Source organism: Micromonospora sp. NPDC050187, assembly GCF_044459745.1.
In the GTDB taxonomy this organism is placed as follows: Bacteria; Actinomycetota; Actinomycetes; order Mycobacteriales; family Micromonosporaceae; genus Micromonospora.
On sequence record NZ_JBITJH010000007.1, the window covers coordinates 115,596 to 135,407 of the forward strand.

General features: G+C 72.6%; 16 protein-coding genes. 4 read left to right on the forward strand and 12 right to left on the reverse strand.

What is annotated here, in order from left to right:
* Positions 1-94 precede the first annotated feature (94 nt).
* Positions 95-1,273, forward strand: a complete 1,179-nt coding sequence (locus ACIBJE_RS13875; RefSeq protein ID WP_396747903.1) for an NADP-dependent malic enzyme — start codon at positions 95-97, stop codon at positions 1,271-1,273.
* Positions 1,274-1,345: 72 nt separating this feature from the next.
* Here ACIBJE_RS13875 and ACIBJE_RS13880 read toward each other — a convergent pair whose 3' ends face one another.
* Both ACIBJE_RS13880 and ACIBJE_RS13885 read right to left on the reverse strand, forming a co-directional pair.
* Positions 1,346-2,332, reverse strand: coding sequence for a hypothetical protein (locus ACIBJE_RS13880; RefSeq protein WP_396747906.1), 987 nt, complete (start codon positions 2,330-2,332; stop codon positions 1,346-1,348).
* Between the two features lie 16 nt (positions 2,333-2,348).
* Positions 2,349-2,888, reverse strand: a complete 540-nt coding sequence (locus ACIBJE_RS13885; protein ID WP_396747909.1) for a hypothetical protein — start codon at positions 2,886-2,888, stop codon at positions 2,349-2,351.
* Positions 2,889-3,060: 172 nt separating this feature from the next.
* Here ACIBJE_RS13885 and ACIBJE_RS13890 point away from each other — a divergent pair, with 172 nt between their 5' ends.
* Positions 3,061-4,023 (forward strand): zinc-binding dehydrogenase, encoded by a 963-nt coding sequence (locus ACIBJE_RS13890; protein WP_396747912.1) that lies wholly within the window; start codon positions 3,061-3,063, stop codon positions 4,021-4,023.
* Between the two features lie 121 nt (positions 4,024-4,144).
* Here the strand turns inward: ACIBJE_RS13890 and ACIBJE_RS13895 are convergent, their stop codons facing one another.
* On the reverse strand, positions 4,145-5,113 hold the full coding sequence (locus ACIBJE_RS13895) for an alpha/beta hydrolase family protein (RefSeq protein ID WP_396747915.1): 969 nt from the start codon (positions 5,111-5,113) through the stop codon (positions 4,145-4,147).
* A 40-nt stretch (positions 5,114-5,153) separates the two neighbouring features.
* Positions 5,154-6,047, reverse strand: coding sequence for an alpha/beta hydrolase family protein (locus ACIBJE_RS13900; RefSeq protein ID WP_396747918.1), 894 nt, complete (start codon positions 6,045-6,047; stop codon positions 5,154-5,156).
* A gap of 143 nt (positions 6,048-6,190) precedes the next feature.
* Between ACIBJE_RS13900 and ACIBJE_RS13905 the strand changes: the two genes are divergently transcribed.
* A complete protein-coding gene (locus ACIBJE_RS13905) occupies positions 6,191-6,373 on the forward strand; it encodes a hypothetical protein (protein WP_396747920.1) in 183 nt (60 codons plus the stop codon).
* Between the two features lie 48 nt (positions 6,374-6,421).
* On the opposite strand, the gene ACIBJE_RS13910 is transcribed toward ACIBJE_RS13905, so the two are convergent.
* The 3 genes from ACIBJE_RS13910 to ACIBJE_RS13920 form a co-directional block, all read right to left on the reverse strand.
* Positions 6,422-7,540: an acetate/propionate family kinase gene (locus ACIBJE_RS13910; RefSeq protein ID WP_396747923.1), complete on the reverse strand. Its 1,119-nt coding sequence runs from the start codon at positions 7,538-7,540 to the stop codon at positions 6,422-6,424.
* On the reverse strand, positions 7,537-9,609 hold the full coding sequence (gene pta / locus ACIBJE_RS13915) for a phosphate acetyltransferase (RefSeq protein WP_396747926.1): 2,073 nt from the start codon (positions 9,607-9,609) through the stop codon (positions 7,537-7,539). The genes ACIBJE_RS13910 and pta overlap by 4 nt, the downstream gene beginning before the upstream one ends.
* A gap of 229 nt (positions 9,610-9,838) precedes the next feature.
* Positions 9,839-10,225 (reverse strand): GTPase, encoded by a 387-nt coding sequence (locus ACIBJE_RS13920; RefSeq protein ID WP_396747929.1) that lies wholly within the window; start codon positions 10,223-10,225, stop codon positions 9,839-9,841.
* A 189-nt stretch (positions 10,226-10,414) separates the two neighbouring features.
* Between ACIBJE_RS13920 and ACIBJE_RS13925 the strand changes: the two genes are divergently transcribed.
* Positions 10,415-12,550 (forward strand): bifunctional polysaccharide deacetylase/glycosyltransferase family 2 protein, encoded by a 2,136-nt coding sequence (locus ACIBJE_RS13925; protein WP_396747932.1) that lies wholly within the window; start codon positions 10,415-10,417, stop codon positions 12,548-12,550.
* A 50-nt stretch (positions 12,551-12,600) separates the two neighbouring features.
* On the opposite strand, the gene ACIBJE_RS13930 is transcribed toward ACIBJE_RS13925, so the two are convergent.
* The 5 genes from ACIBJE_RS13930 to ACIBJE_RS13950 form a co-directional block, all read right to left on the reverse strand.
* Positions 12,601-13,644, reverse strand: coding sequence for a glycoside hydrolase family 6 protein (locus ACIBJE_RS13930; protein WP_396747935.1), 1,044 nt, complete (start codon positions 13,642-13,644; stop codon positions 12,601-12,603).
* Between the two features lie 35 nt (positions 13,645-13,679).
* Positions 13,680-13,859, reverse strand: coding sequence for a DUF6104 family protein (locus ACIBJE_RS13935; RefSeq protein ID WP_088982274.1), 180 nt, complete (start codon positions 13,857-13,859; stop codon positions 13,680-13,682).
* Between the two features lie 73 nt (positions 13,860-13,932).
* Entirely contained in the window at positions 13,933-17,718 is a 3,786-nt protein-coding gene (locus ACIBJE_RS13940) for a multifunctional oxoglutarate decarboxylase/oxoglutarate dehydrogenase thiamine pyrophosphate-binding subunit/dihydrolipoyllysine-residue succinyltransferase subunit (RefSeq protein ID WP_396747940.1), read from the reverse strand.
* Between the two features lie 262 nt (positions 17,719-17,980).
* Positions 17,981-18,808: an ABC transporter permease gene (locus ACIBJE_RS13945; protein WP_396747943.1), complete on the reverse strand. Its 828-nt coding sequence runs from the start codon at positions 18,806-18,808 to the stop codon at positions 17,981-17,983.
* The gene (locus ACIBJE_RS13950; protein ID WP_396747946.1) at positions 18,805-19,740 is read right to left on the reverse strand and encodes an ABC transporter ATP-binding protein; all 936 of its coding nucleotides are present in this window, start codon (positions 19,738-19,740) and stop codon (positions 18,805-18,807) included. The genes ACIBJE_RS13945 and ACIBJE_RS13950 overlap by 4 nt, the downstream gene beginning before the upstream one ends.
* Positions 19,741-19,812: the final 72 nt, after the last annotated feature.

Below are 19,812 nucleotides of genomic sequence, written 5' to 3' on the forward strand. Positions count from 1 at the left end.
TGCCCGGGTGACCCCCGCACCGTGCGCCGCCCGCTGCCGCTGACCACGTGGCCCGGTTGGCCGGTCCATCTGCTCGACAGATCCTGGAGTCACCATGTCATCGTCTTCTGTGGATCCCGCTGATCCCGTCTTCCGGCTGCACGCCGGCGGCAAGATGGCCGTCACCTCGACGGTGCCGCTGACCAGCCGGGAGGATCTCTCCCTCGCCTACACCCCGGGCGTCGCCCGGGTCTGTGAGGCCATCGCCGCCGACCCCGCCCTGGTGGACGACTACACATGGGTGTCGCACACCGTCGCGGTGGTCACCGACGGGTCGGCCGTACTCGGCCTGGGCAACATCGGTCCCCGCGCCGCGATGCCGGTGATGGAGGGCAAGGCGGTGTTGTTCAAGCAGTTCGGCGGCGTGGACGCCGTGCCGATCTGCCTGGACACCCAGGACGTGGACGAGATCGTCACGGCGGTGACCGCGCTCGCCCCGTCGTTCGGCGGGATCAACCTGGAGGACATCAGCGCGCCGCGCTGCTTCGAGATCGAACGTCGCCTCGACGAGGCCCTCGGCATCCCGGTCTTCCACGACGACCAGCACGGCACCGCCATCGTCGTGCTGGCCGCCCTGCGCAACGCGGCCCGCCTGCTCAACCGCAAGCTCGGTGACCTGCGGGTCGCGGTCAGCGGTGCCGGCGCGGCCGGGATCGCGGTGACCAAGATGCTGATCGCCGGGGGCGTCAACCCGGACGACGTGGTGGTCTGCGACTCGCGCGGCATCATCGGCCGGGACCGCACCGACCTCACCGCGACCAAGGCCGACCTGGCCGCCATCACCAACGCCGCCGGGCGGCGGGGGGACATCACCGAGGCGCTGCGGGACGCCGATGTGCTGATCGGCGTCTCCGGCGGCCAGATCCCGGAGGCCGCGGTCGCCCGGATGGCCTCCGGTGGCATCGTCTTCGCCCTGGCGAACCCCACCCCGGAGGTGCACCCCGAGGTGGCCGCCCGGCACGTCGAGGTGGTCGCCACCGGCCGCAGCGATTACCCCAACCAGATCAACAACGTGCTCGCCTTCCCGGGCGTGTTCCGGGGGGCGCTGGACGCGCGGGCCACCCGGATCACCGAGAACATGAAGGTGGCGGCGGCCGACGCGATCGCCGGGGTGGTCAGCGAGACGCTGACCGCGGACGCGATCGTGCCCTCTCCGCTCGACCCCCGGGTCGCCCCGGCCGTCGCCGAGGCGGTCGCCGAAGCGGCCCGCGTCGACGGCGTCGCCCGCGCCTGAAACACCGCCAGGCCGGAGGGGGCCCGCCCGCTCGACGGGCGGGACCCCTCCGCGTGGAGCGTCCGCCCCGGATCAGGTGGCGCGCCTGCGGCGGATCAGGTACCGGGCGAGGAGCGTGCCGGCGACGGTGAGCACCGCTCCGACGCCGACGGGTAACGCGAGCCCGGTTCGCCCGGAGGGTTCCGCCGTGGTGGCTTCGACCGGGACGGGAAAGGTCAGTGTCCCCTCCGCCTCGCGTTCCACCGTCCCACTGGTCAGCACCAGTCGGGCGGTCCACCGGCCGGGGGAGACGGGTTCGGTCACCTCCGCGCTGACCTGGCCGGCCTGGCCCGGGAGGATCGTGACGCCCGTCGTGACGGTGAAGGGGCCGAGCCTGGCGGTGCCGGACTCGCGGGACAGGGAGAGGGTTCCGTTCATGTCCAGGGCCCGCTGACCGGTGTTGTGCACCCGCGCGGTGACCACGGGCCATTCCCCCGGGCCTTGGCCGGCGGCGAGTCCGTCGATGCGGAAGTCCGTGGGCGGCTCGCCGCCGGGGCCGACGTCAAGGTAGATCCGGACGCCCACCCGGCGGATCTGGCCGATGTTGCTGCCGTCGGTCGGTGGCTTGGTGACCTGGGCGAGGAGGGCCGCGTACCGTTCGCCCCGCGACGCGGACTCCGGCACGCTGATGGTGACCCTGACCGCTCTCTTGGCGCCGGGCGGCAGGTCGACGCCGGGCACCTCGGTGCGGACCCAACTGCTCAGCTCGTTGCCGCCGCGACCGTCGGAGGCGGTGAAGACGTTCTCCCGGACGGTCGCGCCCGCCGCGTACAGCTCGATGTGCTGCCGCTCGGGGGACGAGTTCTGGATCTCGACACGGCGGTGGATGGTGGCACCCGGTTTGAGGTGGTCCACGATGTACGCCCGTGCGCGCGGGTCCTTCACCCGGGCGGCCGGGATGTCCAGCATCCGGATGCTGATGGTCGCGTCGTCCCCGACCCGGTGCGGGGATCCGAGGCGGGCGGCGGCTGGCGATGCGGGCACCGTGAACGCCACGACGGCGACGGACGCCAGCATCATCAGCCGCCGGAGTCGGTCACAGGACAGTGTGGGTCACCGTGCCCGTGTAGACCCCGGCAACGGCGGTGCCGGGGATGTTGACCACGAGGGTCGGGTTCCAGGTGGCGGAGTTGTCGCCGTTGCCGCCGGTGAGGGAGAACGCCGTCCTCGGCACGTTGATGATCTGTGCGTCACCGGGGCCCGGCTGGCCAGGGGTGAAGGTGCCGTTGCCGGTGGTGGCGGTGGCGCCGCCGGACCAGTAGAGGACGTTGATGTTGGGGATCGTCTCTGCCGGGGTGCCACCACCGGTGGTGAAGTCGGTGGCGATGACCGTGGCGTTCCAACTCGCGTTCAGGGCGGCCCGCTGGTCTGCCACGGTCACCGGCCCGATCTGCCCCGAGACGGTGTCGCCGGGATTTCCGGCACCGATGTTCGCCGTCGCCGGAACGGTGATCGCGAGACCGTCCTCGGCCGCGACGGTCAGGGTGACGATGGTGTCCTCGGCCAACGCCGGGGAGGCGAGCCCGATGGCCAGCGTGGCACCGGCCAGGCCGGCAGCCAGGAGTTTTGCCCTCACGAAAGATCCCATCTTTGGTAACGGAATGAAACGGACAGAAGTAATTTAGGGCCGCATATCCGTAGACGCCGGTGAAACCGAGAATTCACCCCCGCGCCGCCCGTCCGGCTTTCCGGGCCGGTTGCCGAGCGTCACGTGGCGGGGGCTGCGCGCCATCGTCATCCTTGTTACCGTGCCGACCATGCGTGCCGCCTTCGCCTCCCGATTCGACGACGCCGACCCGCTCGCCGCGCTCACCGTGGGAGAGCAGCCCGAACCGACCCACTGGGACGACGACTGGGTGACCGTCCGGGTGCTGGCCAGCTCGCTCAACCACCACGACCTCTGGTCGCTGCGCGGCGTCGGCCTGGGCGAGGCCCGCCTGCCGATGACCCTCGGCTGCGACGCGGTGGGCGTCGACCCCGACGGCAACGAGGTCGTCGTCTACCCGGTGATCGCCGACCCGCGAGACCCGCGCGGCATCTCCCTCCTCTCCGAGCACGCCCAGGGCACCCTCGCTGAGCGGGTGGCCGTTCCCCGGTCGAACCTGCTGGCGCTGCCCGCCGGGCTCTCCACCACCGACGCCGCCTGTCTGCCCACCGCCTGGCTCACCGCATGGCGGATGCTCCGGCCCGTCGGGCGGGTCGACGAGGGTGACGCGGTGCTCGTCCAGGGCGCCGGTGGCGGGGTCGCCACCGCGGCCGTGGCGCTCGCCCTGGCGATGGGCAAGCGGGTCTACGCCACCAGCCGGGACGCGGCCAAGCGAGAGCGGATCGCCGCGCTGGGTGCGACCGCCGTGCAGCCGGGAGCCCGGCTGCCGGAGCGGGTCGACGTGGTCATCGAGACGGTCGGCGCGGCCACCTTCGACCACTCGCTGAAGTCGGCCGCGCCGATGGCCCGGATCGTCGTCTCCGGTGCGACCGCCGGGCACGAGCCGAAGGTCAACCTCCGCCGGATCTTCGCCATGCAGTTGCAGATCCTCGGCACCTCGATGGGCACCCGGGACGACATGGCGCAGTTGCTCGCCTTCTGCGCCGAGCACGGGGTGCGGCCGGTGGTCGACAGCGTGCACCCGTTCAGCCAGGTGACCGAGGCGTTCGCCCGGCTGCACTCCGGTGACGTCTTCGGCAAGGTGGTCGTCGACCACACCCGCTGACCCCGGCGGCGCCCCGCCCCGACGACGGTCGCGGGGCGTCCTCCGGCGGCGGCGCGCTTCCCTAGTGTCACCGTCGGCGCGCACGCGTGCCGACGGCTCAGAGGCGGTTGCCGAGGGGCGCTCAGAGGCGGTCGTCGAGGGTGGCGAGACCGCCCCGGGCCGCGTCCGCCGGCAGCCGGTCCCGGGCCGCCTCGTCGCCGTAGAGGCTCCAGCGCAGGAACTCGACGGTGGTGTCCGAGACGACCCGCAGGGACGCGCCGTCGGAGAGCAGCGCCTGCCCGTGGTCGCCCCGGGGCAGGCTCAGCATCGCCTTGGGCCAGGGAACCCGGTCGTAGGCGGCCCGGCCGGAGGAGTAGTCGACCACCTCGTCGAGTTCGCCGTGCACGAAGAGCTGCGGGGCGGCGGTGCCGGCGAACGTGCTGCCCACGCCGAGCGCGGTGCCGGCGAGGACCACCCCGGCGTCGAGCCGCTCGTCCCGCCCCAGGGTGAACAGGCCGATGGTGGTCACCCCGCCGGCGGAGTGCCCGGCGGCGGCCACCCGGTCGGTGGCCAGCCGCCCGCGCAGTGGGTCGTCGGCCCGCTCGTCCAACCGCAGCACCTCGGTGAGCACGTACGACACGTCGGCCGGCTGGTTCAGCACGTCGAGCGGGTTGACCGGGGCGGCTCCCCGGCTGGTGTTCGGGAAGGTCGGCGCGGCCACCACGAAACCCGCCGCCGCCCACCGGGTGAGCAGGGCGGCGTAGTCGGCGGGCCGGCCGCCCAGGCCGTGGCTGAACACGACCACCGGGAAGCGGCCCCCGGCAGCCGGGGCCGACCGTTCGGCCGCCCCGCCCGCCGCACCCCGGGCCGGATACCAGAGGGTCACCGGCAGGGGCCGGTCGCCGTCCCGGTTCAGCGTCAGCTGGCGTACGCCGACCGCGAACGTCTGCTCCGGCGCCTGCCCGCGCGGGATCCCGGGCGCGGGCGTGGCGGTCGCCGACGGTTCGGCCGCCGGGGACCAGGTGGCCGGGGCGGCGTCCGCCGAGCACGCGGCCAGCCCTGCGGTGAGCAGCGTGACGGCGACGAGCGCGGGGGTACGGCGACGGGGCATGCCCTCGATTGTGCCTCGCGGCCGGGACCGGCCGGACCGCTCAGCGGGGGACGCCGAGCCGGTCCTCGAAGGCGGTCACCTCGGGCAGCCGCGCGCCGGCCGCGATCCGCCGTCCGGCCGTCGGATCCTCGTAGAGTCGCCAGCGCAGCAGGTCGGTGGTGGCGGCGAGGACCTGTGCGAACCCGGGGCGGCCGGGGGTCAGGTACTCGCCGTGCCCCTGGCCGGGCAGGGTGAGGAAGGCCCGGGGCCAGTCGGAGCGGTCGTATCCGGCCCGACCGACGTGCCACGGCACGACCTGGTCGGCTCCACCGTGCACGAAGAGCAGGGCGGCCGGCGGCCCGGCGAAGCTGCCCGCCATGCCGCCCCCGGCGATGATGACGCCCGCGCGCAGTCGGGCCGAGTGGCCCGAGGCGAACATGCCGGCGGTGGTGAACCCCCCGGCCGAGTGCCCGGCGGCGGCGACCCGGCCGGTGTCCAGGTGACCGGCGAACAGATCGCCGCGGGTGCCGTCCAACCGGATCAGGTGGCGGATCACCCGCCAGGCGTCCGCCGGCTGGTTGCGCACGTCGGCCCGGTCGAACCGGAGCGAGCGGAGGTTGGTGTTCGGGTAGGTCGGCGCGGCCACCACGAAGCCCGCCGCCGCCCACCGGGTGGTCAGCGCGGCGTGCAGCGCGGGCACGCTGCGCAGCCCGTGGCTGTACAGCACCACGGGGAACCGGCCCGACGCGACCGACCGGCCGGTCGCCGGATACCAGACGGTCACCGACAGCGGGCGGGCCGACCGGGGTTCGACGGTGAGCGTCCGCATGGCGACGGCGTAGGCCTCCCGGGGGACCGGGCGGGGTGCCGACGTCCCGCCCGGAGCGGCGGTGGCCGTGCCGCACCCGGCCAGCAGCGCCGTCAGCAGCACGGCGAGCAGGCGCGTCAGCTTCATGGAACGACGGTAGGTGGCGGCGGGGTGGCGCGCTCCCACCGTCCGGACCGGGTACGCCCACCAGCCGGTCGGTCCGGCCGACCCGGTCGGCGGCCGGACCGTTCGTCCCGCCCGGGTTGCGTGGCTTCGCTACCCTCGTCGGCATGGCTGACGACTCCGTCGACCCGGGTGGGACCATCGAGTCGTATCGTGCCTTCGTGCCCGCTCCGGAGCTGGCCGGCCAGATCGGCCCGCCGGTGTCGCAGTCGTCGAAGCCGTCGTTGATCAGCGCGGTGGTGGTGGCCTCGGTGCTGCTCGCCCTGGCGTTCTGGATCGCACTGGGCTGACCGGCCGGGCCCAGCCGCCCACCGGCCGGACCGCCGCCCACGGTGCGTTCAGCCGGCGGTGACCACCGTGCGGGCGGCCCGCGCGATCTCCCGTTCCTCGTCGGTGCCGACCACGCAGACCGCGACCTCGGACCCCTCCGGGGAGACGATCCGGTCCCCGTCGCCGGTGGCGTTGCGGGTCGGGTCGACGCTGATCCCCAGCCGATCCAGCCCGGCCAGCGCGGCGGCGCGGACCGGCGCGGCGTGCTCGCCCACCCCGGCGGTGAAGGTGACCGCGTCGACCCGCCCGAGCAGGGCGTAGTACGCCCCCACGTAGCCGGTGATCCGTCGGCAGTAGACGTCGAAGGCGAGCGTCGCCCCCGAGTCGCCGTCGGCGCGGCGGGCCAGCACCTCCCGCATGTCGTTGGCCCCGGACAACCCGAGCAGCCCGCTGCGGTGGTTGAGCAGGTCGTCGAGTTCGTCCACGCCGAGACCGCCCTCGCGGTGCAGGTGGAAGAGGATCGCCGGGTCGAGGTCACCGCTGCGGGTGCCCATCACCAGCCCCTCCAGCGGCGACATCCCCATCGAGGTGGCGACGCTGCGTCCACCGGCCACCGCGCAGGCGCTCGCCCCGTTCCCCAGGTGCAGCGTGATCGTGTTGGTCTCCCCGTACGCCCGGCCGAGCAGTTCGGCGGTGCGCCGGGAGACGTACGCGTGCGAGGTGCCGTGGAAGCCGTACCGGCGGACGCCGTACCGCCGGGCGGTCTCCTGGTCGACGGCGTAGGTCGCGGCGGCCTCGGGCAGGGTGTGATGGAACGCGGTGTCGAAGACCGCGACCTGTGGGGTGTCCGGCAGCAGGTCACGGGTCACCTCGATGCCGGCCAGGTTCGCCGGGTTGTGCAGCGGCGCGAGCGGGAACAGGTCGCGGATCGCGGCGAGCACCCCGTCGTCGATCCGCACCGGCTCGGTGAAGCGCTGCCCGCCGTGCACCACCCGGTGCCCGACTGCGACCAGCCCGGTCAGGTCCAGCCCGGCGAGGATCTCCCGGACCGCGCCGGAGTGGTCCGCCGGGCCGCCGCCGGGCTCGCCGATCCGCTCGACGGTGCCCCGATCCCGCACGGTGTCCCCGTCGTAGAGGCGGTACTTCACCGACGACGACCCGCAGTTGAGCACCAGCACCCGACTCACGACGACTCCCCGCTGCCGGCGGCCTGGATGGCGGTGATCGCCACCGTGTTGACGATGTCGGCGACGGTGGCGCCCCGGGACAGGTCGTTGACCGGCCGGCGGAGGCCCTGCATCACCGGGCCGACCGCGACCGCGCCGGCCGAGCGCTGCACCGCCTTGTACGTGTTGTTGCCGGTGTTCAGGTCCGGGAAGACGAAGACCGTGGCCCGTCCGGCCACCGGGCTCTCCGGCAGCTTGGTGGCCGCCACCCGGGGGTCGATCGCCGCGTCGTACTGGATCGGCCCCTCCACCAGCAGGTCCGGCCGGCGCTGGCGGACCAGCTTCGTGGCCGCCGCGACCTTCTCCACGTCCGCGCCGAAGCCCGAACTGCCGGTGGAGTAGGAGAGCATGGCGACCCGGGGGTCGATGCCGAACCGGGCGGCGGTGTCGGCCGAGGAGATCGCGATGTCGGCGAGCTGGGCGGCGTCCGGGTCGGGGTTGACCGCGCAGTCGCCGTAGACCAGCACCCGGTCGGCCAGGAGCATGAAGAAGACGCTGGAGGCCACCGAGAGCCCCGGCACGGTACGGATGATCTCGAAGGCCGGGCGGATCGTGGCCGCCGTGGTGTGCGTCGCCCCGGAGACCATGCCGTCGGCATGCCCGGTCTGCACCATCATCGTGCCGAAGTAGTTCGGCTGTGCCACGAGGTCGTGGGCCAGCTCGGCCGTCATGCCCCGGTGCCGGCGCAGGTCGGCGTAGCGCTCGGCGAACTCGTCCCGCCACCCGCTGGTGGCCGGGTCGACCACTTCGGCGTCGCCGATGTCGATGCCCAGTTCCCGGGTGCGCCGGGCGATGTCGTCGGGGCGGCCCAGCAGGGTCAGCGCGGCCACGCCCCGCCGGAGCAGGATCTCGGCCGCCCGCAGGATCCGCTCCTCGGACCCCTCGGGCAGCACCAGCCGCCGCTGCCGCGCGCGGGCCCGGTCGATCAGGTCGTACTCGAACATCAGCGGCGTGACCCGCGCGGACCGGCTGACCTCCAGCCGGCGGGCGAGGTCGACGGTGTCCACGTGGGACTCGAACGCGCCGAGCGCGGCCTCCACCTTGCGCGGGTTCGCCGGGCTGGGGCGCCCCTCGATCCGGTTCGACGCGGAGATGGTGTCGTAGCTGTCGGTCGGCACCGACAGCACCGCCAGGCCGGTGTTCATGCGCTCGACCAGCCGCATCGCCCGGGGATCGGGCCGCTCGCCGAGGGTGAGCACCAGCCCGGCCACCGAGACCTGACCGGCCACGTGCGCGGCGCTCGCCGCCACCAGCAGGTCGTCCCGATCCCCGGGTGTGATCATCAGGCAGCCGTCGGTCAGGTGCTCCAACAGGGTCGGCACGTGCGCCGCGCCGACCACGTAGTCGAGCACGTCCCGGCCGAGCGCGGCGTCGTCCCCGGCGAGCAGGGTGGCGCCGAGCGCCGCCGCCACCTCGGCCACCGTCGGCGCCGACACGGTCGGCACCTCCGGGATCGCGTACGCGGGCACCGGCAGGTCGGGCATGGGCATCATCCCGGAAACCCGGTTGGCGATCACCGCCAGCACCGTCGCCCCGAGGTCCACCAGGTCGTGGTACGCCCCGCGTGCCGCCGCCGCGACCGCCTCCGGCTCCTGCCCGAAGCCGTCCACCACGGGCACCACGACGCTGCCGAACTCGGTCGCCAGCCGGGCGTTGAAGGCCAGCTCACGGGGGGCCGCTCCGTCGCCGGAGTCGGCGAAGTCGCTGCCGACGACGACCATCGCCGGGCAGCCCCGCTCGATCTCCCGGTACCGCTGGACGATCCGGGAGACGAGTTCCTCCCGCCGTCCTTCGCCGACCAGTGCCCTTGCCTCGGCGTAGGTGGCCCCGGCCGGCTCGGCCGAGCTGACGTCCACCCGGTAGCGGTCGCTGAGCAGGGCAAGGATGGGATCCGGCCGGACTCCGGAGACCAGCGGCCGGAACACGCCGATCCGCTCGACCTGTCGGGAGAGCAACTCGGCGAGACCGAGCGCGATCGTCGACTTTCCTCCGCCGGAACCCACGCTGGTGAGATAGACGCTGCGGGCCACGCGGTCAACCTACTAGGTCGGGGTGAACCCCGCCCGGCCACCGGCCCGGGTGGCCCCGCCGCCACGTTTTCCCATGTCAGACGGGACACACGAGCGGGGATGCGGGGCTTGCGCGTGGTTGACTCGCCGGGGTGGAGGGCCCTACCGAGATTATCCCTGTTGCTCCGGAACAATCCCCAATTTTCGTCGACCCCAGCGGTCGCCGACGGCGGTGGCTCCGCCGTACCGCCTACGCCCTGGGACTGGCCGGGGTGGCGTACACCGCCCTGGTGGGGGTCAGCTTCGCTGGCGGGCCGGTCCGACCGGAGACCATCATCCCGTTCGTCGAGCCGACGACCCGGCGGTGGCAGCCGCCTCCGGCGGTCGAGCCCGCAGCCGAGCCCACGCCCGCCGTCGGATCCTCCTCCGCGCCCACCACCACGCCGCCCCGTCGCTCGACGGCACCCCGGTCCGCCTCGCCCTCCGCGACACCCTCCGCCACGCCGACCTCGACCAGCCCCTCGCCGAGCCCGTCACCGGAGAGCCCGAACAGCGGCCGGCCGGAGGACACACCGACGCGGACGACATCGCCCACGCCGCCGGTGACCAGCCCGTCGCCGGCCGTACCCCCGTCCACGCCGTCCCCGCAGGACCCGATCGCGTCGGTCGAAGTGGTCGTGCCCCGGTGAGCCACCCTCCCCAGCGCCCGCCCGGTCCCCCGGCCGACCGGACTCGGGCACCCCGGCACGCCCGTCCGCTCCCGCTCGCCGGTCCGGCGAACCGGGTCCGGCGCTACGTGCCGCGACCGAGCTGGACCGTCTTCGCGATGGTCTTCGTCCTCCTCGGCGGCATCCTGTTCGTGCAGGCGTACGCCAACGGCTCGTTCGTCCCCGACTACCGGGCGGAGGTCACCACCGGTGGCGGGCAGGACGAGGTCCCCGAGGAGTTGCTCAGCGGCGGGCCGATCGTCAACACCACCTCCGGCCGCCCGCAGTCGTACCGCCTGCCGCCACGCACCATGGTGCTCACCTTCGACGACGGCCCGGACGAGCGGTGGACGCCCGAGGTGATGCGGGTGCTGGAACGCCACCAGGTGCCCGGGACGTTCTTCGTCCTCGGCAACCAGGTCGTCCGGCACCCCGAACTGGTCCGCGCACTGGCGGACGGGGGGCACGAACTCGGCGTGCACACCTTCACCCACCCCCACCTCGTCGACCTGCCCGGCTGGCAGCGCCGGATGGAGTACACCCAGACCCAGCTCGCCATCGCCGGCGCCACCGGGATCCGCACCAACCTGCTGCGCTTCCCGTACTCCTCGCGGGCGGACGCCTTCCTCGACCGGGACTGGCCGCTGCTGCAACAGGCCGGTGAGCTGGGATACCTGACCGTGGTCAACGACCTCGACAGCCGTGACTGGGAGCGGCGCGGCCCGGACTCGATGATCGCCAACTCCACCCCGGCCGGTTACGCCGGGGCGGTCACCCTCTGGCACGACTCCGGCGGTGACCGCTCCCAGACCGTCGAGGCGCTGGACCGTTTCATCCCGATGATGAAGGAGCGGGGATACCGCTTCACGACGGTCAGCGGCGGGCTGGACCTGGCCCTCGCCGAGGCCGGGGCCACCGACGGCGGGCCCGGCCCGACGAGCGCGTCACCGGGGGAGCAGTGGCGGGGCGCCGTGCTGATCCGGGCGGTGCGGGCCGCGGACACCACGTTCCTGGTCTTCAACGTGCTCTTCGTCGTCGTCGGCGTGCTCACCATCGGACGTACCGTGCTGCTGTTCCTGCTGGCCCTGTGGCACGCCCGCCGCCGACGCCGCCGGGACTGGTCCTGGGGTCCGCCGGTCACCGAACCGGTCTCGGTGATCGTGCCCGCCTACAACGAGAAGGAGGGGATCGCGGCGGCGGTCCGCTCGCTCGCCTCGGGTGACCACCCCGGCGGCATCGAGGTGGTCGTGGTCGACGACGGGTCCACCGATGGCACCGCCGACATCGTGGCCGCTCTCGGCCTGCCGAACGTACGGGTGGTCCGCAAGCCGAACGGCGGCAAGCCGAGCGCGCTCAACACCGGCGTCGCGCTGGCCCGGTACGACCTGATCGTCATGGTGGACGGGGACACCATCTTCGAGCCCGACGCGGTCCGCCGCCTGGTTCAGCCCTTCGCCGACCCGCAGGTGGGCGCGGTCGCCGGCAACGTCAAGGTGGGCAACCGGCGGAGCATGATCGCCAAGTGGCAGCACATCGAGTACGTCATCGGCTTCAACCTCGACCGTCGCCTCTACGAGACGTTGCGGTGCATGCCCACCGTCCCGGGCGCGATCGGCGGCTTCCGTCGGCAGGCGCTGGCGTACGCGGGCGGGATGACCGACGAGACGCTCGCCGAGGACACCGACATCACCATGGCCCTCGGCCGGGCCGGCTGGAAGGTCGTGTACGAGGAGAGCGCCCGCGCCTGGACAGAGGCGCCGACCAGTCTCGGGCAGTTGTGGAAGCAGCGCTACCGGTGGAGCTACGGCACCATGCAGGCGATGTGGAAGCACCGCCGCTCGGTGTTCGACCGGGGGGCCTCCGGCCGGTTCAGTCGACGCTGTCTGGCGTTCCTGACCATGTTCGGGGTCGTGCTGCCGCTGACCGCCCCGGTCATCGACCTGCTCGCCCTGTACGGCCTGGTCTTCCTGGACCGGACCGAGACGGCGCTGGCCTGGCTGGCGATGCTCGGCCTGCAGTTCCTCACCGCGATCGTGGCGTTCCGCCTGGACCGGGAGAAGCTCGGGGTCCTCTGGGTGCTGCCGTTGCAGCAGTTCGTCTACCGCCAGCTGATGTACCTGGTACTGGTCCAGTCCGTGATCACCGCGCTGACCGGTGGTCGGCTCGGCTGGCAGAAGCTGCGCCGCACCGGACTCGACGCCGCCGGCCCCGGTCAGCCCGGCCGACCGGTGCTCCCCGCAGCCGGCCGGAGGTAGCGCGGTCACCGGCGGCGGCCCCGGCCAGGCCGACTACTGCGCGCGACGGGTCAGCCGCCGGCGCGTGCGGCGAGCCCGAGGGCGTACTCGGGCCACCAGACGCCGGTCTCCGGCTCGCCGGGGCGGCAGGAACCGTCGGACTCGCCCGGGTACTTGACCCAGAGCAGGGCGTCGACCCGGTCGAGGCCGGTCTCGGTGGTGGGCTCCGCGCCGAGGGCCCGCCCGGGCGGGTTGCACCAGCTCGGCGCGCCCGCCACCGTCGGGGCCGGGTACGGGCCGTTGCCGTTGCGGCTGGTGTCGATCACGAAGGTCGTCGTTCCGCCCAGCGCGTCGGAGAGCCGGTGGCCGTACCGCAGGTTCTCCGGAGTGCCGACGAAGTTGGCGACGTTCAGGGCGAAGCCGTCGGCGTCGGCGATCCCGGCCCGGGTCAGGGCCGCCGCCAGCTTCGCGCCGTCCCTGACCCAGCCCGGGTGCCCCGCGTCCAGGTAGACCAGGGCGCTGCCGGTGCTCTTGAGCACCGTGACCGCGTCCCGTAGCAGCGCGAGCCGTCCCTCGACGTCGGCCACGCACCCGTCGACGGCGTCCGGGACCGCGCCCGGTTCGAGGATCACGGTGACCGGCCGCCCCCGGACGCCGCCGGCCAGCTCCCGGATCCACGTCTGGTACGCCCCGGCCGTCCCGGCGCCCCCGAAGCCCTGCCGGCCGCAGTCGCGCTGCGGCAGATTGTGGGTGACCAGGATCGGCATCTGCCCGGCGAGGGCCGCACCGGCCAGGAAGTCCTCCACCTGGTCGGTGACCGGCGCGGTGCCGTCGACCAGCCACCGGGCGGTCGGCCGGGCGCTGATCCCGCGGAGCATCGCGGCGTCGCCGCTCCGGTGCGTCCGCTCCCACCGGGCCACCTGCTCGGCCGCCGCGCTGTGCGGGTCGACGTAGAAGACCGGGGGCGGTGGCGCGGCCGAGGAGGTCGGGGCGGCTCCGGGGGGCGTCCGCCCGTCCGTCGACCCGTCCGCGCAGCCGGCCAGGAACACGGCGAGCGCGATCCCGGCCAGCAGGACGGTGCGGCTGGTCCGGTCCGGGAGGAACCTGTTGGGCACGGCCGTCACGCTACCTGGCGCCCCAGCTGGGAAAACTAGTCGTCGTCCTCGTCGTCGAGCCGGGCCAGCCAGGTGGCGAACCGCTCGATCGGCGTCTCGAACTCCGGGTTCAGGTCGACGAAGTCACGCAGCCGCTCGCCCAGCCACTCGACCGACACGGACTCCTCTCCGCGCCGCTGGACCAGTTCCTCGATGCCACGGTCGGTGAAGTACACGATGCTCTCCTCGACATGCCGCTGGGGCAGGCCCGGCCGGTGTCGGCGGGCGCTGCCCCAGCGCGGGACGGGCTCAGGGACGGGGCAGGGCCGCTTCGATGAGCGCGGTCTGCTCGACGTCGTGCATCTTCGCCGAGCCGACGGCCGGGGCCGCCGCGGCCGGCCGGGAGATCCGGCGCAGCCGGACGCCGTCCAGATGCTCCAGCAGGTTGAGCGCGACGAAGCTCCAGCCGCCCTGGTTGGCCGGCTCCTCCTGCACCCAGGCGAAGTCCTCGGCGTTCGGGTACTCGGCCAGGGCCGCCCGGATCTCCTCCACCGGCAGCGGGTAGAGCTGCTCGATCCGGATGATCGCGGTGTCCGTCACGCCCCGGTCCGCGCGGGCCTGGAACAGGTCGTAGTAGACCTTGCCCGAGCAGAGCAGCACCCGCTTCACCTGCTCCGGCGCCGGCGCGGCACCGTCGCGCAGCACCGGCTGGAAGGTGCCCGAAGTGAACTCCTCCACCTGCGAGACGCAGAGCTTGTGCCGCAGCAGCGACTTCGGCGTGAAGACCACCAGCGGCTTGCGCTTCGGCGACAGCGCCTGGCGACGCAGCAGGTGGAAGTAGTTCGCCGGGGTGGTCGGGATGGCCACCCGCATGTTGTCCTCGGCGCACATCTGGAGGAACCGCTCGGGGCGGCCGGAGGTGTGGTCCGGTCCCTGGCCCTCGTGGCCGTGCGGCAGCAGCAGCGTGACCGCGGAGCGCTGGCCCCACTTCACCTCGCCGGAGGAGACGAACTCGTCGATCACCGACTGGGCGCCGTTGACGAAGTCACCGAACTGGGCCTCCCAGCAGACCAGCGCGTTGACATTCTCCACCGAGTAGCCGTACTCGAAGCCCATCGCGGCGTACTCGCTGAGCAGCGAGTCGTGCACGAAGAACCGGGAGCGCTCGCCGTCGGCGGTGAGCGACTTCAGCGGGAGGTAGTCGTCGCCGGTCTTCGCGTCGACCACCGCCGCGTGCCGCTGCACGAAGGTGCCCCGGCGGGAGTCCTGACCGGCGAGCCGGACGGTGACCCCGTCGTGCAGCAGCGTGCCGAAGGCGATGATCTCGCCGAAGCCCCAGTCGATGCCGCCCTCGACGGACATCTTCGCCCGCCGGTCGAGCAGTTGCTGGATCCGCTTGTGCGGGGTGAATCCCTCGGGGAGGTTGACGTGCGCGTCCCCGACCGCCTTGACGACCTCGGCGCTGGTGGCGGTCTCCACCTGCGGCTCCGGCTCGTCCTCGCGGCGCGGCCGGGCGTGCTGCTTCGGGGCCGACGCGGCGTCCCGGGTGGCCTTGAAGACCCGCTCCAGCTGGGCCTGGTAGTCGCGGAGCAGCTCCTCCGCGTCCTCCACGGTGATGTCGCCCCGACCGATCAGCTCCTCGGTGTAGAGCTTCCGCACCGAGCGCTTCGAGTCAATGATCTTGTACATCTGGGGGTTGGACATCGAGGGGTCGTCGCCCTCGTTGTGCCCGCGCCGTCGGTAGCAGACCATGTCGATGACGACGTCCTTGTTGAACGCCTGGCGGTACTCGAAGGCCAGCCGGGCGACCCGGACCACGGCCTCGGGGTCGTCGCCGTTGACGTGGAAGATCGGCGCCTGGATCATCCGGGCCACGTCGGTGCTGTACAGGCTGGACCGCGAGTACTCCGGGGCGGTGGTGAAGCCGACCTGGTTGTTGACCACCACGTGCACGGTGCCGCCGGTGCGGTAGCCGCGCAGCTGGGAGAGGTTGAGCGTCTCGGCGACCACACCCTGGCCGGCGAAGGCGGCGTCACCGTGCACCGCCAGCGGCAGCACGGTGTACCCCTCCAGCTTCAGGTCGATCCGGTCCTGCTTGGCCCGGACGATGCCCTCCAGCACCGGGTCGACCGCCTCCAGGTGCGACGGGTTCGCCACCACCGAGACCTTGACCTGGTGCGCGCCGTCCGGAGTGCTGAACTTGCCGTTCTGGCCGAGGTGGTACTTGACGTCACCGGAGCCCTGGGTCGAGCGCGGGTCGAGGTGCCCCTCGAACTCCGAGAAGATCTTCTCGTACGGCTTGCCGACGACGTTGGCCAGCACGTTGAGCCGGCCCCGGTGGGCCATGCCGATGACGACCTCGTCCAGCCCCGCCTCGGCGGAGGACTCCAGCACCTCGCCGAGGAGCGGGATCAGCGACTCGCCGCCCTCCAGCGAGAAGCGCTTCTGCCCGACGTACTTGGTCTGGAGGAAGGTCTCGAACGCCTCGGCCGCGTTCAGCCGGTTGAGCACGTGCTTCTGCTCGTCGGCGGTGGGCTTCTCGTACTGGCGCTCGATCCGCTCCTGGATCCAGCGCCGCTCCTCCGGGTCCTGGATGTGCATGTACTCGATGCCGATCCGGCGGCAGTACGAGTCGCGCAGCACACCGAGGATCTCGCGCAGCTTCATCCGCTTCTTGCCCGCGAAACCGTTGACCGGGAACTGGCGGTCCAGGTCCCACAGGGTCAGCCCGTGCTGGAGCACGTCCAGGTCCGGGTGCTTGCGGATCTTGAACTCGAGCGGGTCGGTGTCGGCCATCAGGTGGCCGCGCACCCGGTACGCGTGGATCAGCTCGTGCACCCGGGCGGTCTTGTTGATCTGGCCCTCGTTGTTGACCGCGACGTCGCGCATCCAGCGCACCGGCTCGTACGGGATGCGCAGCGAGGTGAAGATCTGGTCGTAGAAGCCGTGCTCGCCGAGGAGCAGCTCGTGCATGACCTTGAGGAACTCGCCGGACTGCGCGCCCTGGATGATCCGGTGGTCGTACGTGCTGGTCAGCGAGATGACCTTGCTGACCGCCAGCTCGGCCAGGGTGGCCTCGCTCATGCCCTGGTACGGCGCCGGGTACTCCATCGCGCCGACGCCGATGATCGCGCTCTGCCCCTGCATCAGCCGCGGGATCGAGTGCACCGTGCCGATGCCACCCGGGTTGGTCAGCGAGATCGTGGTGCCCGAGTAGTCGTCCATGGTCAGCTCGTTGCGGCGGGCGCGCCGGACCACGTCCTCGTACGCCTGCCAGAACTGCCGGAAGTCCATCTGCTCGCAGGCCTTGATGGAGGGGACCACCAGGTTGCGGGTGCCGTCCGGCTTGGTCAGGTCGATCGCGATGCCGAGGTTGACGTGCTCCGGCGTGACCATCGCCGGCTTGCCGTCGATCTCGGCGAAGGAGTTGTTCATCTCCGGGTGCTGGACCAGCGCTCGGACCATCGCGTACCCGATCAGGTGGGTGAAGCTGACCTTGCCACCCCGGCCCCGGGCCAGGTGATTGTTGATCACGATGCGGTTGTCCACCAGGAGCTTCGCCGGCACGGCCCGGACGCTCGTCGCGGTCGGCACGTTCAGCGAGGCGTCCATGTTCTGGACGATGCGTGCGGCCACGCCACGCAGCGGGGTGGTGCGGGGGCCGCTCGGCGCCGGCTGGGCGGCGGCCTTGGCGGCCGGCTTGGCCGGGGCGGCCTTCTCCGGGGCGGCCTTGGCCGGAGCCGTCTTGGTGGGTGCGGTGGCGGCCGGCTTGGCCGCGGGCTTCGCCTGGGGCGCGGCCGTCCGGCCGTTGTCCGGCTGCCCGGCGGCCGGGCGGTCACCGTCGGTGCGGGTCACGCTCGCGGCGGGCTCCTGCTGCCCGGCCGGCTCCGTCGCGGCGGCGGGGGGTGCCTTCTTCGGCGCCGTCACCGGGCTACCGGCGCCCGGACCGGGCCGGTAGTCGGCAAAGAAGTCGTGCCAGGCCGAATCGACGCTGTTGGGGTCGGCGAGGTAGCGCTGGTACATCTCCTCGACGATCCACTCGTTCGGGCCGAAACCCGCCAGTGGGTTCTCCTGCGAAGTCTGCTGGGTCGACACGGCCGGTAATCGCCTCTTTCACGCGGGTTGTGTGTCTCGCGACGTCCGCGGGCAGTCCCCGGGGGGAGCGGACAGACGGCTCCCAGGCTACGCCGTGCGCGGGCCGGAGGCATTTCCGCCTCCGGCCCGTGTCACGTTTCACAGAAGACGCCAGAAATTCACCAACCGCCGGGTACGCCGTCGCCTCCTGCTAAGGGGATCGTCCCGGGTGGGAGCGGCATCGACGCGCCACCCCCACCCCCGCTCCGACGAGGTCCCGGCCTCAGGAGATGTCCCGGCGGCGCGTGATCATGACGCCGGCCAGCCCGGCGGCGACCGCGTACGCGACCAGCACCAGGGCGCCCGTCCACCACGGCGGCAGCATCGGCGAGTCGATGCCGCTGATCATGATCTGGGAGGCCATCGCCGGCCAGACCACCTGCCACTCCAGGATGGCCTCGGAGTCGAGCAGGTTGGACAGGAGCAGGAAGAGCAGCCCCACGACCTGGGTGCCGACCAGGTAGACCACCGAGGCGGTGACGACCGCGCCGAGCTGGTTGGTGATCAGCGTGCCGAGGCCGACACCGAGGACCGTCCAGATCGCGTACGCCAGCAGGTTGAGCAGCAGGGCCCGGTGGACCTCCCACTCGCCGAGCTGGGTGCCGAAGTCGTTGACGGACATGAAGATCACGCCAGCGACCAGGGCGATCACCGTGGTGGCCAGCCAGAACACGAAGCCCATCAGGGACGCCGCGACCAGCTTGCTCGCGATCACCGAGGTGCGCCGGGGCGTGCTGAGGAACGTGGTGGTGGCCGTCTGGTGGAAGAACTCGTTGGTCACCATCAGGATGCCGATCAGCATCACCAGGAGCAGGCCGAAGAACTGCCCGGAGGTGTAGAGGTTCGCCGCCTGCCCGGCCACGTCGGCCTGGGCTGCCGCCTCCTCGGGCGGGAGGCCGATCTCGGCGGGGTCGCCGGTGAGCGAGACGTGGGTGATCCAGGCGTTGAACGCGAAGGCGATCACCGTGGCGAGGAAGGCCCCGATCGCCAGCAGCCACCAGGTGCTGGTCGTCCGGATCTTGAGGAGTTCGGACCGGACCAGGTTCATCATCGGATGTCCGCCTTTCCGGCCGTCAGGTCCAGGAAGACCCGTTCCAGGTCGGGTCGTTCCGGCGTCAGTTCGTGCAGTTCGATCTGGGCGGCCAGCGCGGCCCGACCCACCGCCGGGGCGTCCACGCCGGCGACCAGGAGCGCGCCCTGCCCGTCCGGCTCGACCGTGGCGGAGAGTTCCTTCAGCGCCGTGACCAGTGCCTCCGCCTGCGGGGTCCGCACCCGTACCCGCGCACCCTGGGTCATCGAGCCGAGGACCTCGGCGACCGGTCCCTGCCGGATCAGCCGCCCGGCGGCGATGATCACCACGTCGTCGGCGAGCAGCTGCATCTCGGAGAGCAGGTGGCTGGAGACCAGCACCGTCTTCCCCTGGTGGGCCAGGCCCTTGAGGAAGCCCCGCATCCAGCGGATCCCCTCCGGGTCGAGGCCGTTCGCCGGCTCGTCCAGGATCAGCACCCGGGGGTCGCCCAGCATCGCCGCGGCGATGCCGAGTCGCTGCTTCATGCCCAGCGAGTAGCCCTTGAACTTGCGGTTCGCCGCCGGCGTCAGGCCGACCATGGCCAGCGCCTCGTCGGCCCGCTGCTTCGGCAGGCCGGCCGCCGCGCAGATCACCCGGAGGTGGTTGATCCCGGTACGCCCCTTGTGTGCGCTGGACGCCTCCAGGACCGCGCCGACCTGTCGGAGCGGCTGTGCCAGGTCGGCGTAGCGCGCCCCGCTGATGGTGGCCGTCCCCTCGGTCGGGGTGACCAGGTTCAGCAGCATCCGCAGTGTGGTGGTCTTGCCCGCGCCGTTCGGCCCGAGGAAGCCGGTGACCCTACCCGGCTGCACGGTGAACGACAGGTTGTCGACCGCTCGCACGGTGCGGTACTGCTTCGTCAGGCCGGACACCACGATCCGACCCTGGCCGGCGGGGCTCCGCTGCCCGTCAGACATCTTTCTCCTCTCCCTGGCGCAGAGAAGCGCCGTTACACAGCGTGACGGCTGGACCGGGCGAGGTCAATAACG